11 protein-coding genes are annotated in these 14,139 nt (G+C 41.5%); 8 read left to right on the top strand and 3 right to left on the bottom strand.

Annotated features, from left to right (window positions below; translation table 11 throughout):
• Positions 1 to 42: 42 nt before the first annotated feature.
• Positions 43 to 2,085, bottom strand: coding sequence for a glycoside hydrolase family 97 protein (locus H5162_RS18250; protein WP_182779236.1), 2,043 nt, complete (start codon positions 2,083 to 2,085; stop codon positions 43 to 45).
• A gap of 210 nt (positions 2,086 to 2,295) precedes the next feature.
• On the opposite strand from H5162_RS18250, the gene H5162_RS18245 reads away from it, so the two are divergent.
• The 3 genes from H5162_RS18245 to H5162_RS18235 all read left to right on the top strand — a co-directional run bounded on the left by H5162_RS18245 (position 2,296) and on the right by H5162_RS18235 (position 5,810).
• On the top strand, positions 2,296 to 2,925 hold the full coding sequence (locus H5162_RS18245; protein WP_145241994.1) for a methylamine utilization protein: 630 nt from the start codon (positions 2,296 to 2,298) through the stop codon (positions 2,923 to 2,925).
• On the top strand, positions 2,918 to 4,141 hold the full coding sequence (locus H5162_RS18240; protein ID WP_182779260.1) for a hypothetical protein: 1,224 nt from the start codon (positions 2,918 to 2,920) through the stop codon (positions 4,139 to 4,141). The genes H5162_RS18245 and H5162_RS18240 overlap by 8 nt, the downstream gene beginning before the upstream one ends.
• A 67-nt stretch (positions 4,142 to 4,208) precedes the next feature.
• Positions 4,209 to 5,810, top strand: a complete 1,602-nt coding sequence (locus tag H5162_RS18235; RefSeq protein ID WP_182732332.1) for a methyl-accepting chemotaxis protein — start codon at positions 4,209 to 4,211, stop codon at positions 5,808 to 5,810.
• A gap of 229 nt (positions 5,811 to 6,039) precedes the next feature.
• On the opposite strand, the gene speE is transcribed toward H5162_RS18235, so the two are convergent.
• Positions 6,040 to 6,903: a polyamine aminopropyltransferase gene (gene speE, locus H5162_RS18230; protein WP_145241990.1), complete on the bottom strand. Its 864-nt coding sequence runs from the start codon at positions 6,901 to 6,903 to the stop codon at positions 6,040 to 6,042.
• A gap of 203 nt (positions 6,904 to 7,106) precedes the next feature.
• Between speE and speA the strand changes: the two genes are divergently transcribed.
• From speA to H5162_RS18215, 3 genes are all read left to right on the top strand, one after another.
• Positions 7,107 to 8,984 carry a biosynthetic arginine decarboxylase gene (gene speA, locus H5162_RS18225; RefSeq protein ID WP_182719102.1) on the top strand — a complete coding sequence of 626 codons (1,878 nt, stop codon included), beginning with the start codon at positions 7,107 to 7,109 and terminating at the stop codon, positions 8,982 to 8,984.
• A 64-nt stretch (positions 8,985 to 9,048) separates the two neighbouring features.
• Positions 9,049 to 9,930 carry an acyltransferase gene (locus H5162_RS18220; protein ID WP_182779234.1) on the top strand — a complete coding sequence of 294 codons (882 nt, stop codon included), beginning with the start codon at positions 9,049 to 9,051 and terminating at the stop codon, positions 9,928 to 9,930.
• A gap of 140 nt (positions 9,931 to 10,070) precedes the next feature.
• The gene (locus H5162_RS18215; RefSeq protein ID WP_145241985.1) at positions 10,071 to 11,330 is read left to right on the top strand and encodes a mechanosensitive ion channel family protein; all 1,260 of its coding nucleotides are present in this window, start codon (positions 10,071 to 10,073) and stop codon (positions 11,328 to 11,330) included.
• On the opposite strand, the gene chrA is transcribed toward H5162_RS18215, so the two are convergent.
• Complete coding sequence (chrA, locus tag H5162_RS18210; RefSeq protein ID WP_149983071.1) at positions 11,293 to 12,441, bottom strand: chromate efflux transporter; 1,149 nt, start codon at positions 12,439 to 12,441, stop codon at positions 11,293 to 11,295. The genes H5162_RS18215 and chrA overlap by 38 nt on opposite strands.
• Positions 12,442 to 12,563: 122 nt before the next feature.
• Between chrA and H5162_RS18205 the strand changes: the two genes are divergently transcribed.
• Together H5162_RS18205 and H5162_RS18200 are read left to right on the top strand one after the other, a co-directional pair.
• On the top strand, positions 12,564 to 13,358 hold the full coding sequence (locus H5162_RS18205) for an ABC transporter substrate-binding protein (protein WP_149983072.1): 795 nt from the start codon (positions 12,564 to 12,566) through the stop codon (positions 13,356 to 13,358).
• A gap of 77 nt (positions 13,359 to 13,435) precedes the next feature.
• A complete protein-coding gene (locus H5162_RS18200; protein WP_149983073.1) occupies positions 13,436 to 14,068 on the top strand; it encodes an OmpA family protein in 633 nt (210 codons plus the stop codon).
• The last annotated feature ends 71 nt before the right edge of the window (positions 14,069 to 14,139 follow it).

The raw sequence follows: 14,139 nt of genomic DNA, 5'->3' as shown, positions 1-14,139 counted from the left end.
GAGAAACTCACGCCTCCTATTTTCACTATCGACTTCGCGCTATTATAAAGCTTTAAATCTAATTGCTGTGCCGCCGCTGGTGGCAAGTTTAAGCGTTAACTTATCAGCAGCTGTGACTATGCGCTTTTCGATTTTTAAATCGTATGGGTTGTTTTTCCATTCAGCATTATTACCATCACGATAAATTTGTGCCTCAAACTTTTTACCTTGCTCTAAGAAGTCGAGTTTTATCTCTATGCTGCGAGCTTGCTCATCGGTTACTGCTCCTAAAAACCAGTCGTTACCAGAGTAGTTATCACGCTTACGCTCTTTGCGAGCAAACACCACGTAATCGCCAACCTCACCCGCTAGTGCGATACTTTGTTGCCAATCTGTTGGTACGTCTTGAATAAATTTAAATGCGTCCGGTTTGGCTAAATAGTTACGCGGAAGATCAGCGGCCATTTGGATTGGACTATACATTACGACATATAACGCGAGTTGTTTCGCAAGTGTGGTTTGTGGACGATTTGTATCACCACCTAATCCATTAAAACTCATATCAAAAATGCCCGGTGTAAAGTCCATTGGCCCAGCTAACATACGGGTAAAGGCGAGCATTGGAATATGCTCTGGTGGATTTGGCGGTGTGCCCCATGCATTAAACTCTTGGCCGCGAGCACCTTCGCGGGCTATCCAGTTCGGATAAGTACGGCGCAGACCTGTGTCTTTTATCGGTTCATGGGTGTTAATACTGATTTTATGTTTTGCAGCCAGTTGCACGCTGTGTAGGTATTCATTAACCATAAATTGGCCATCGTGCCACTCATGGCGAGCAATGCCGTTTTCATCAATGCGTTTGATGTTGCCGCCATCTGCTACGTAACCTGTTTTTACTTGGCTAACGTTAGATTTTTCGTACAGTGCGTAGGCGTCTTCCATCTGGTTGCGGTAGTTGGTTACGTTGCCAGACGTTTCGTGGTGGCCAATCAGCTGTACGCCTTTTTCTTTGCCATAGCGAGTTAGCTCTGCAATATCAAAGTCAGCGTAAGGTTTGGTAAAACTAAAAACATCACCATTGAAGAACCAGTCGCCATCCCAGCCAATATTCCAGCCCTCGACAAGTACCCCATCAAAACCGTATTTAGCTGCAAAATCCATGTAACGCTTGGTTTCTTTGGTGGTCGCACCGTGCTTTTCACCGCTGCCCCAAGTGTTCTCATTGATATGCATGCCCCACCAAATACCGACATATTTACCTGGTTTAACCCACGATACATCACCGAGTTTATTTGGTTCGTTGAGGTTTAAAATAATATCTGAGTTGATCAAATCAACGGCTTTGTCACCAATTTGAATGGTGCGCCACGGAGTATTAAATGCGCCGTTTTTTTTAACCGCAACACCATCAGACCAAGGCGTTAAGTCGGCTTGTAAAGTCCCTGGACGACGTTGATTGAGCACCATCCCTGCATAATCAACTAATGCAGCTTCGTGAATGCTCACATGGACGCCATCAGCGTTTTTAAAGGTAAATGGAGTATGCGCAAGAGCAGCTTGTTGCAGTGGAGTGGTGTTATAAACATATTCATAACGGTTCCAACCACGAGCTGGGATCCACCATGCGGTGGCTTTATCCGCACCACTAATTGCAAATTCGGTTAGCTCCTTAGTGATTTCAATATTTTCAAATCCAGCTTGTTTAGGTACTTCGTAACGAAAACCGACGCCATCATTAAAAGCTCGAAAACGAACCGTGTAAGTGCCGCCTTGTGGCGCTGGCTTTTTAAACGTAACCGCGAGCTCATTATGTTTATCTATAATAGTTTGGCGTTCACCCCAAGGTTGCTGCCATTGGCTGTTATGTTGGGAGTTGTTGACGTCGGTTATTGTAAAACCTTCAGCAAAGGCGGCTTGTTGTTTAAATTCGAAGCCAAGAGCTGAATTTTCAATAACATCTTTGCCGTTAAAGCTGATTTTATAACTTGGTGTAGCTTGCTGATCCGAAATGGTTATTGTTATATTTCCGTTTGGGGATTGAATCGTCGCGTCTTTAGCAAAACAAGCACTTGAAAGTCCAAGCAGAAGTAGCAAAGGTAATCGCATAGCTGTTCCTTGAGGTGTAACCTAATTGAAGCATTTAGCATAAAGCGCAAGGGCCTAGATTACGAGATGACTGCATACGTATTCAGCTCATTAGTTAGCTTAGGTTAAATATTGAAAAATAATTAACGAGATATTTTTAACAGAATATAATTAACAAAAGATTAATCTAATTGGTTTATAATGAATGAAGTTAAATAAGAAGATATTAAAATGTTAAAGCAGACCTTCATTCTTTCATTGTGTTTAATGGTTTTTAATAGTTACGCTGGTACTATCACCATTAATGATCAACAGCAAAAACCGCTCGCTAATGCCGTCGTCTGGTTAACGCCTGCGGATAAAAGTGTTGAATTCCCCGCGCCAACTACACCCTTTATAATGACTCAAAAAGACCGGCAGTTTATTCCCCATGTGTTGGTGGTACCGCAAAATGCTCAAGTTGAGTTTCCAAATGCAGATTCAATCATGCACCACGTGTATTCGTTTTCCAAAGCTAAATCGTTTGAGCTAAAGCTATACCGAGAGCAACCACAGGATCCGATCAGTTTTGAGCAAACGGGCGTAGTTGAATTAGGCTGTAATATTCATGATTGGATGTTGGGGTATATTGTGGTGGTTGATAGTCCGTATTACGCAATGACCAATGACAAAGGACAAATTGAGCTGACGCTTGAGGCCGGAGATTTTACACTCAATATTTGGCACTCCGAATTTAGTGACATCAGCAAAACTGAAAGCAAAGCCATTTCACTAACTAGTGCGCCGGTTGTTTATCAAATAAAACAGGCGATTATTTCTCGTGTTGCGGTGGGCGTTGATGAATTTGACGATTATGAATAAAGCTTGCTTTTACCTAGGTGTAGTGGGGCTAACATTAACGTGCAATGCTTTTGCACAAGTAAAGGGCTTAGTGCAACTAAGTGCAGTTCAGGGTGATCAATACGTAAGTTGGCAACAAGGTGGCGTAGGGCTATACCGGTACGATAGTGACAATGATGGCATTGTTCTCTCTCAGGGAGTCGTTGATTTTAGAACTGATTTAACCACTGCTTGGTCAGCACATGGGGTTATTAATGCTTATCAAGATCCGCAGCCGACTTTAGGTTTTAGCCAAGCATATTTGCAATATAAGCCGCTAACAGCGAGTAACTATAAATGGCATCTGCGGGTAGGTGGTTTTTACCCGTTATTATCATTAGAAAATCCAGATATGGGCTGGCTTTCACCATATAATTACACTAACTCAGCAATAAACTCATGGATAGGTGAAGAGGTACGTACCGTTGGGGTTGAGGCCACTATCAAGCGGCCAGGGCGCAGCTTTAACAGTACCCATAGCTTTGCATTGGTTGGCGCGACATTTAAAGGTAATGATCCTGCAGGAACATTATTAGCTTGGCGTGGCTTTGCAATGCATGACCGCCAAACGACCTTTAATGAAAGTATTGCGTTTGCACCAATCGCTTCATTTAATACCACCGCACTTCAGTATCAGGCAAATCAGGTCTTGCCCTTTGAAGAGGTTGATGGGCGCTTTGGTTATTATGCAGGAATTCACTGGGATTATTTAAAAAAATCACAATTTCGTTTTTATTATTACGATAATAATGGCGATCCTGCAGCACTAAATAGAAGTACTGGGCAATATGCATGGGATACTCGTTTTAGCAGCGTCGCGTGGCTATATAAATTTACTGCGAATACGCGCTTAATTGCGCAAATGATGTCGGGCACTACCGCTATGGGTGCTAAACGCGGTGTAAATAATAGCTTCTATAGTCACTTTGTATTAGTAAGTCATAAAATGGCCAAGCATCGTATTTCAATGCGTTATGATTATTTTGAGGTAACCGATCATGACGACTGGCAATTTGATCCTAATGCCAGTGAAGGTGAAGGTATAACCGCGACCTGGCGTTATCAATTAACGCCGCAGTGGCAACTAGGGATTGAAGGTTCTGCATTACACAGCCAAGCAGATAATCGCATGGCGATGAATAATCCCAAAAACCTATCACAGCAACAAATTAGCTTAAATGTTCAGTGGCGCTTTTAATGGTAATTCAGATAGTTTGAACTATATTAAGGTGTGGCTGATGTTGTATTTTATGCAAAGGTGAAAAATGAACTTACAGAGTATTCGAATCAAGAGCTCACTCCCAATTGTGTTACTTGGGATTGCGATAATAGTACTGATAGCAGGCTACACGCACTTAATTAACTTACAAAAAGATGCGTTAGAAGCACAATCTGAGCGATTTTTAAATGCTATTTCAGTAGTGGTTAATAGTGATCGTGATCTCTACCAAGCTAAGGTAGCTGAATTACACTTAGTAACCAATAAGATAGGTAATGCCGAAGAACTGCAAGATCATCAAGAAAACGCACAGCAAGTGACCGATCGTTTTAATCAATATTTACATTTCTTATCAGCCTACCCGCAAGTAACGACGCAGTTTACTGGCTTTGATAGTGCCTTTGAAAAATGGTTATCAGCATCAAACGCGTTTATCAACGACCCGCAAAACAAGCAAAAAAATCAGCAGGCCAATACAGAGTTTGCAGCGCTGCGCGATATTTTAGATAAAGCAGGTGAACAAGCTGAGTTGACGTCGAAACAAGAAAAACAAAAATTGCTTGAGAAGATAACTACAACGAAATTGTTTTTACTGACTATGGTGGTGGTGCTGTTAGCCATTTCAGCTTGGTTCAGTTATGTGATCCCACGTCAGTTAACGAAGCAAATGCATTACGTGACTGCGAGAATTAATGATATTGCCTCTGGTGATGGTAATTTAACAGGACGTATAGCGATAGAAAGCCAAGATGAATTTGCCGAGCTGGCAACGGCATTTAATCGTTTTTTAGATAATTTGCAGCAACTGATCCGTGATATTTTAGGCCAAGCTAATGAGCTTAACCATTTAGGTACTGATTTAAGTCAGTTCGCAAATCAAAATAATCAGATCACTCAAAAACTCAGCCAAGCATCAGAATCAATTGTCAGTGCGGTTCATCAAATGAGTGTTGCTAGTCGCGAAGTGGCTAATGTGGCGCAGCAGTCTTCAAAAGAAGCTGATAACTCACAGCAACTGGCTAAGCAAGGTTTAACGGCTGTGGCTAATTCGAGTGATAAAATAGTCGCGCTATCTGAAAATATGGAACATGCCAGTAACAAATCAACCGAACTGCAACAAAGCTCTGATAATATAGCTAAAGTGCTGGAAGTGATCCGCGCGATTGCAGAGCAAACTAATCTACTTGCGTTAAATGCTGCTATCGAAGCGGCGCGTGCTGGCGAACAAGGGCGGGGGTTTGCGGTGGTCGCCGATGAAGTACGCACCTTGGCAACGCGCACTCAAGAAAGTACCAACGATATTCAAAAAATGGTTGAGCAGTTTGCCAATAGTGTCGAGCAGTCTTTAACGGCAATTAATGGTGGCAAACGCTTTGCAGATGAAGCCGTAGCCTCGTTTACGCAAACCAATGATGTACTTAATGCGATGCAAGAGTCATCAGTAAAAGTGAATGATATGGCTATGCAAACAGCCCAAGCTACCGATGAGCAAACAGCAGTAGCTGAAGAAATCAGTCATAATTTATCATCATTGAACGATCAAACCATGCAAGGTGGCGAGTTGGCACGTTCAACTGAAGAAGTTGCGGTAAGAATGAACCAATTAACCGATGAATTAAGCCGCCTAGTGCAGCGCTTTAAAGTTTAATTGTTTGCTGTAGGCAATAAAAAAGGGTTCGAGAGAACCCTTTTTTGCGTTGTTAGTATCTAATACCAATCGACTTAAATATTTAACCATTCTAGCGCGCTAAATAAAGCGCTAACTGCGTTAGTAATTTTTCATGTAGAACAACTACATGTCAAAATATCTGCCTTGTTACCACTGTATTTTTCTGTCGCTATAAATGGTCAGTAACTTAAAACGATTGGTATAACGTTTACTTTTTTTCGAAAGCGCGCTTCATAAAGTTCGGTGTTGCTAATGCGCCATGGTGAATACCATTATTGTAATACTCTGTAGTTTGCGCAAGCTCTGCTGCTGCGTCTTCTCTAAAACCAGCGAATGCTTCATCTTTACGAGCAAGTGTTACTGACCATAAGCCACTTGGGTAAATAGGTTGTGGGAATGGCAGTGTTTGTAAGTCGTTAAAGCCTACATCAGTCATCGCATCGCGCATTTCAACCAGTAATGGCATATGCATAAGCGGTGATTCACTTTGTTGTACCATAATGCCGCCAGGGCGTAGTGCATTTAAACAGCTCGTGTAAAAGGCATGGTTAAACAAACCTTCACCTGGACCGACTGGATCAGTGCCATCAACAATCACGATATCGATTGATTCTGCTGCAGCTTCACGCATGTATTTAATACCGTCGTCAAACATTACTGTAGCGCGAGGATCTTGGTTTGCTTCACATAACTCAGGGAAGTATTTAAGTGACATTTGCGTCACTACTTCATCGATATCGATTTGTGTAACAGACTCAACGCCCGGGTGCTTGAGTACCTCACGTAAAGTGCCGCAGTCACCACCACCAATAATAACTACATTTTTTGGGTTTGGGTGTGCAAGTAGTGCAGGGTGGCTGATCATTTCATGGTAAAAAAAGTTTTCACGGCTAGTTACCATAGTACAACCGTCAATAATCATTAGATTACCGAAGTCTGTTGTCTCGTACATTTCGACTTTTTGAAAAGGCGATTGCTGTTCTTCTAGCTTTTTGTTGATGCGCATAGAAAACGCACTGCCGTCACGTTCACTGATTTCTGTAAACCATTTACTTTGATCTAAATTTGCCATGTCGCTAGTTACACTTTTGAGTTGAGTATGAAAAAGGGGCAATTCTGCCAGTGCTTGGCGTTTTGCTCAATGAAATTTTATCAGTATAGCGAATATATTTTATCTTAGCTTTGGCTTAAAGGTCATTTTTTGTTAGCGTAGAGGGTTATGACGTACTAAAATGCGTGATTCCGCGAAACTTGTTAACTATAGAAGAATTTGCCATGACTTGGGGTTTAGATACAGCACGCTCTACATATAACGTTGCTCATTGGAGCGATGGTTACTTTGATATTAATAGCCAAGGTGAGCTGGTTGCTTTCCCAGATGGCGATCAAACGAAAGCCGCTATTTCATTAACCGAGTTAACGGAACAATTTAAAAAGCAGGGTTTAACGTTACCAGTATTAGTACGCTTTACCGATATCTTGCAAAATCGTGTAGATACTATGACCAGCGCATTTAGTAGCGCGCGCAATGCCCGTGCCTACCAAGGTCAATATACTTGCGTATATCCGATCAAAGTAAATCAGCAGCGTTCAGTAGTAAGTAAGTTATTGGCGCACCCAAGTGGCTTAGTCGGTTTAGAAGCCGGTTCAAAACCTGAGTTAATGGCGATTTTAGGTGTGGCAAAACAACCGATCACTATTGTTTGTAATGGATACAAAGACAGTGAGTTTTTACGTTTAGCATGTATTGGCCAAGCGATGGGCCATAAAGTTAAAATCGTAGTTGAAAAGCTATCTGAGTTAACAACGTTATTAGCCGAGATTGAAGAGCTAGGCATCGAGCCTGCCATTGGTATTCGCATCCGTTTAAACTCAGTGGGTAAAGGGAAGTGGCAAAATACCGGTGGCGAAAAAGGTAAATTTGGCTTAACAGCTGGGCAAGTATTAACGGCCGTCGAAGTACTCAAAAAACACAATAAGTTGCATTTAATGCAAATGGTACATTTTCATATAGGCTCACAAATTGCCAATATTCGCGATATTCATCGTGCTTTACGTGAATGTTCACGCCACTTTGCAGAATTAAGCCAGCTAGGTGTGCCGTTAAATACCGTTGATGTAGGTGGTGGTTTAGGCGTTGATTACGAAGGTTCTGGCTCGCGCAGTGCCTGTTCCATGAACTACACAGTCGAAGAATATGCTCGTAATGTGGTGAATGCGTTTGCTGAAGTGTGCGAACAGCATGACTTAGCGCATCCGGCTATTATTACTGAATCAGGCCGTGCGTTAACTGCTCACCACGCAGTGTTGATCACCGATGTGATTGATGTTGAGCAAGCACCAAATCACAGCAACCCTAGTGCACCTGAGCCAAATAGTGCGTTAGTGTTAGATGAAATGTGGCAATGTTTACAGCGTTTAAACCCGCGTATGGCATTGGAAATCTACCATGATGCAATGCACTTGTTTAGCGAAGCGCACGACCAATACGTACATGGTTTAGTAAGTATGTTGGAGTGGGCGAAAATAGAGCAGCTGTATTTTACTATTTTGCATCGCGTGCGAGCGTCATTAAGCAATGCGCGTGCTCACCGTGAAGTACTGGATGATTTAAACGAAAAATTAGCCGACAAATTATTTGTGAATTTTTCATTGTTTCAGTCATTGCCTGATGTCTGGGGGATCCAGCAATTATTCCCGGTAATGCCGATTGAAAACCTTGATAAGCCGTTAACACAACGCGCTATCATTCAAGACATTACCTGTGACTCAGATGGGCAAATTCGTGAATATGTTGAGGGAGCAGGGATCGAAACAAGCTTACCTATTCCACAATATGTACCTGGGCAACAATACCACATTGCGATGTTTATGGTGGGAGCTTACCAGGAGATTTTAGGTGATCTGCATAACTTATTTGGTGATACTGATTCAGTCCATGTAGAGCTCACGGAACAAGGTTATCAACTAACCAATGCGATTAAGGGTGATAGCGTTAAGGATGTATTAAAGTTTGTTGATTATGATAGCGATATTTTCTCGGATAACTTTGCTACCACAGTACAACAACTCGACATTAGTGACTCTATTAAGCAGCAGTATTTAGCTGAGCTAAATGCGGGCCTTGAAGGGTATACATATTTTGAAGATTAATTGCGATACTCTTGTATTGCATTCTAAATTGCCGAACAGTTTTAATGAAAGGAATTAAGTAGTAATGTCTTGGATCCGTTGTGTTTTTAGTATTTTCTTTTACACCATAAATACACTAATTTGGTTTGTTCCCATTTTTATTTGTGGCCTAATTAAACTTATCCCTATCAAACCGTTACAAAAGTTAATGAGTTGGACAGCTAAGCAATGCGCCTCTATTTGGGTTACGTTTAATACGTTAAATCAAAAGTTATTAACACCAACCAAGCTAAGTGTTACCGGCCTTGAAGAGCTCAAACTAAAAGACTGGTACTTAGTGATTGCCAATCATCAGAGCTGGGTGGACATTTTAGTTTTACAGCGTGTGTTTAATCGTAAAATTCCATTTTTAAACTTCTTTTTGAAAAAAGAATTGATATACGTTCCTGTTCTGGGGCTATGTTGGTGGGCGCTCGACTTCCCTTTTATGACTCGTACCAGCAAAAGCCAATTAAAAAAGAATCCTAAATTACGTGGTAAAGATTTAGAAACAACCCGTAAAGCCTGTGAAAAGTTCAAAGAAATGCCGGTGAGTGTGGTTAACTTCGTTGAAGGAACTCGCTTTACAGCGCAAAAACATTCGCGTCAAAATAGCCCGTTTCCTCATTTACTCAAACCTAAAGCGGGTGGGGTGGCGTTTGTGATGCAAGCTATGGGTGAGCAAATCTCTAAAGTGGTAAATGTCACTATTCAGTATCCTGAGGGCATTCCTACGTTTATGGATTTTGCCAGTGGACGAGTAAAACAAATTAATATTCATGTAAAAGTGATGCCGGTAAGCCAAGAGTTGATAGGTGATTACACGGGAGATTCTGAATTTAGAGTACGTTTTCAATCAGAATTAAATCGCTTATGGCAAGAGAAAGAACAACAGCTTAGCGAGTTTGAGCAAAAACTTAAGTCATAGTCGCAAATGCTAATAGGTAACGGCCCAAATCAGTACTGTTAAGCTTGTATTGGTTTTGGGTTTGTTACAGTGTTAAGCAACAATCAATATAGCTAAAATGACTGTTATTGAGCCTCCCGCAGCAAGGAATTAGAATTATCATGACGACTCCAACTCATTTACAGCAATTTGTGCAGCCTTGGTTTCAGGGTATGCCTGACACAGTATTATTCAGTTCTCTTACAGCCACTGCAATTGGAGTGTTCTCGCTGTTAGTGGTGTATTTATTTACCCGCCGTTTAATGCTACCAGGTATTCAAAAGGTGGTGACTAAACTTTCTCCTGAGCGAATTGGGCTATTGGCGCCTATGCTGACAAAACTTAATCGTCGTTTTGCCGGGATGTTGTGCTGTGTATTATTCTTAGCAACATTTGATAGTGTTTATCCAGTTACTGAATTTGCTGCTGAAGTGCTGAAGACGATTGGCCAAACTTTATTAATTATTCATGTTGGCTTTATCATCAGCAGCATAGTAAGTATTGCAGGTGGCATTTATAACCAACTAGAGTTTGCTCGCGAAGTGCCGATTCAAGGGCTGATCCAAGTAGTAAAACTTATTACCTTTATGATTTGTGTGATTTTGATTGTCAGTATCGTACTGGAAAAATCGCCAACCTATATTCTTTCAGGCTTCGGGGCAATTGCTGCGGTGACCTTGTTAGTATTCAAAGACACTATATTAGGTTTTGTAGCCAGCATTCAAATTGCAGCAAATCGTTTAGTAACCTATGGTGATTGGATCCAAGTAGATAACTATGGTGCTGACGGCGAAGTAATTGACCTTGGGTTAAATACCGTAAAAGTACGAAACTGGGATAACACTATCACCACTATCCCCACTTATATGCTGGTGGCCGGCTCATTTAAAAACTGGCGTGGTATGCAAGAATCTGGAGGTCGTCGGATCAAGCGCTCACTCAATATAGATATGAATAGCATTCGTTTAGCTGATGACGAGCTGACTAAAACGATTTCTCAAACTATCGCGTTAAAAGAATATATTAAGATGAATACCTTACCTGATCCGGTATCAAATTTAGGGTTATTTCGTCGTTATGCTGAAGGATATTTAAAGCAGCACAGTAAAATAAACACGTCACTGACATTAATGGTGCGGGAGTTACAACCGTTAAATCATGGCTTACCGATAGAGTTTTATTGTTTTAGTGAAGATAAGCGCTGGATATCGTACGAGCATCTGCAAGCAGAGATCATGGATCATCTACTTGCGGTATTACCTATTTTTGACCTACGCGCTTATCAAAGTGTCTCGGGGCAATTTAGTCCTGCAGCAATCACCCCAACCGCTATTAAACCTACCATTAAAGTGGCAAATAATACTGAAGTAGGCCAAGGCTAACAAATACGATTAATAGCCACCAAATAGGTGGCTTTGCTAACCTTAGCCATGCAAAAGCTGCAACAACAATCACAATATGCCAAATGTTGTGAACTGCGGATGTCCAAATTGGTGAATACAATGCAGCCGCTAAAAAACCCACCACAGCGGCATTAAGCGCGGCAATGCAGCTGGCAAAGCGGGGGCGTTCAGATAATTGCAGCCAGCTTTTTTGAAATGCTAACATTAATAAAAAACCAGGAGTAAAAATCAGTAAGGTTGCAATCACCGCACCAACAAGCGGCTGCTCGCTATTAAGCTCTGCGCCTAAATAACTAGCAATGGTGAACATTGGCCCAGGCACCGCTTGTGCGCTGGCGTAAGCTGATAAAAATTGCTCAGTGTTTAAACTTGGTAAGCCAGCTTGAAGTATCGGCAATACCACATGACCGCCGCCAAAAACCATAGCCCCAGCTTGATAAAAGGGTGCAAAATCTGCAAATTGAGAACCTAGTGGGACAAAGCTCACTAGCAATAATAGTGCAAATAGAATGAGTGCAGGCCAGTTAACTGTGCGCTGCTTAGTTGCTGTTTGATTACTTTGAGCTAGATTAAGCAATGGCCATATTGCGCCAATAGCAGCGGCTGCTAATAGAACCAATATTTGACTGCTCAGGCTCGGTAATAAGATCAGCACTAAGGTACTTAACATAGCAAGCGCTTTGAGTACCCAGCTAGTACAAAAGCTTTTTGCCATACTCAGCGTAGCATCGGCCACAATTACTACGGCAAATAGTTTTAAACCGGCAACTATTGCAAAGTAAATAGCATCAAATTGGTGGGCGCTAATCGCTAATAAAGCCATGATCAAAAAGGAAGGTAAGGTAAAGCCAACAAAAGCAGCAATACCGCCTAATACGCCTGCTCGCTCCACACCAATAGCAAAACCCACTTGGCTAGACCCAGGTCCAGGCAGAGCCTGACTAAGACTGATTAGTTGTGCATAACGTTGAGCATTGAGCCATTGCAAGTTATCAACAAAATGACGTTTAAAATAACCTAAATGTGCAGCTGGCCCGCCAAAGCTCATGCAACCAAGTAAAAAAAACTGCTTAAAAATAGCTAGTAACATGAATTCTCTCGTTTCTTATTGCCGTAACAGCTTAGTATGACAAAATTTCGTGACAATTTTATGGTTTTTAATCTTTGTACCTGTCTACAATGTAAAAAAGGCTTTGTTAAAGTTAAGTAGTTATGCGATTTATTGTTTATATTTTTATAATTTTTGCCTTTATAAACTATGCCTATGCTGCAAATGAACCTAATGCGGCTGTGCAAAAAATATCGTTAGCCGTGGATCATGCACCACCGTATAGCCAAATTAATCAAAATGGTGAAGTATCAGGCGCGATTGTTGATATTTTTCGAGAGATGAAAAAGCAACTTCCTTTTAAGTTAGAGCTGGTTGGTTGCCCATTTTCACGCTGTGTAAGAATGTTAGAGCAAGGCGAAGTTAATGCGATGGGAGGTTTGATCCTCACACCTATGCGTCAGCAAGTAATGCAATTTGTAACCCCACCTTATATGGTTTTAACCTCGTCATTTGTATTTTATGCACGCGAAGATAGCCAATTACAAATCAACAACTATGACGATTTATATGGTAAAAAAATTGCGATTATGCGAGGTGCCGTACATTTTAAACGTTTTGATGAAGACGATGAACTGACTAAAATAGCTGTTTTAACAGAAAGCACAGCTATTAACCTATTATTGAAAGGGCGTGCAGATTTAGTTATTGCCGTTGAAGATACCGCGGATCATGCTATGAGTGTGCTGAATCAGCCAGCCAATAAACTAGTTAAAATGCAGTATCGTTTTAATGACATAATCTATGGTTATCTCGCTTTAAGTAAACAGTTTTCAGTAACCCCATTAGCGCAGCAGGTTGATGCGCTAATGAAAACAATGGCTGCCACTGGTCAGCTAAATACATTAATTGCTCCCTATGAACTTCCTCCTCTTAACGAGCAAGCGCTGAGCTTTTAACATCTTCTTCATATTTCGTTCATTACAATGTTTGCATACTAGCTGTTAATGAAAGAATTAATAACCAAGGAAATACCATGACTTTAACCAAACCATTACTAACAGCGACTATTGTTGGATTATTATTAACGGGTTGTGAGACCACCAACACAGGAATGGGAGCTGGTATTGGTGCAGCTACAGGCGCAGTACTTGGTAAGGCAACCGGAGATCATGATGATAAACGTATCTTCATTGGTGCCGCTATTGGCGCACTAGCCGGCGCTGCGGTTGGTGACTATATGGATAAACAAGAAGCGGCTTTTCGTGATGAGTTAGCCGGCTCCGGTGTTGAAGTTGTGCGTGAAGGCGATAACTTACGTTTAGTGATGCCAGCTAATATAACTTTTGCCACCGACCAATCGTATATTTCATCTGGCTTTCATAACACCCTTGATGCTATTGCTAAAGTGATGAATAAGTACGAAAAAACTTATTTAAGTATTGAAGGCCATACCGATAGCACAGGTAAAGATAGCTACAACATGACGTTATCGCAACAGCGTGCGCAGAGTGTGAAAGGTTACTTAGTGAATCAGCAAATTCTAGCTGGGCGTATTAGTACACGTGGTTACGGCGAAACTCGCCCAATTGCCAGCAATGACAGCGCCAACGGCCGCGCGCAAAACCGCCGCGTGGAAGTTCAAATTGTACCAAATACTAAAGGTTAATGTTTTATCTCAATCATTTGCTACCTAAGCAAATGATTGAGATTATTTACCGCTTACCGCTTACCGCTTAC

Origin of the sequence: Pseudoalteromonas sp. SR41-8, assembly GCF_014163915.1 — a bacterium.
Taxonomy (GTDB): domain Bacteria; phylum Pseudomonadota; class Gammaproteobacteria; order Enterobacterales; family Alteromonadaceae; genus Pseudoalteromonas; species Pseudoalteromonas rhizosphaerae.
This window is presented reverse-complemented; position numbering and strand designations above follow the sequence as displayed.

Coding starts and splice junctions, on each gene's coding strand:
- H5162_RS18200 (WP_149983073.1), top strand. CDS start 13,436: ATGACTTTAACCAAACCATTACTAACAGCGACTATTGTTGGATTATTA.
- speE (WP_145241990.1), bottom strand. CDS start 6,903: ATGGCAAATTTAGATCAAAGTAAATGGTTTACAGAAATCAGTGAACGT.
- H5162_RS18235 (WP_182732332.1), top strand. CDS start 4,209: ATGAACTTACAGAGTATTCGAATCAAGAGCTCACTCCCAATTGTGTTA.
- chrA (WP_149983071.1), bottom strand. CDS start 12,441: ATGTTACTAGCTATTTTTAAGCAGTTTTTTTTACTTGGTTGCATGAGC.
- H5162_RS18245 (WP_145241994.1), top strand. CDS start 2,296: ATGTTAAAGCAGACCTTCATTCTTTCATTGTGTTTAATGGTTTTTAAT.
- H5162_RS18205 (WP_149983072.1), top strand. CDS start 12,564: ATGCGATTTATTGTTTATATTTTTATAATTTTTGCCTTTATAAACTAT.
- H5162_RS18215 (WP_145241985.1), top strand. CDS start 10,071: ATGACGACTCCAACTCATTTACAGCAATTTGTGCAGCCTTGGTTTCAG.
- H5162_RS18240 (WP_182779260.1), top strand. CDS start 2,918: ATGAATAAAGCTTGCTTTTACCTAGGTGTAGTGGGGCTAACATTAACG.
- speA (WP_182719102.1), top strand. CDS start 7,107: ATGACTTGGGGTTTAGATACAGCACGCTCTACATATAACGTTGCTCAT.
- H5162_RS18250 (WP_182779236.1), bottom strand. CDS start 2,085: ATGCGATTACCTTTGCTACTTCTGCTTGGACTTTCAAGTGCTTGTTTT.
- H5162_RS18220 (WP_182779234.1), top strand. CDS start 9,049: ATGTCTTGGATCCGTTGTGTTTTTAGTATTTTCTTTTACACCATAAAT.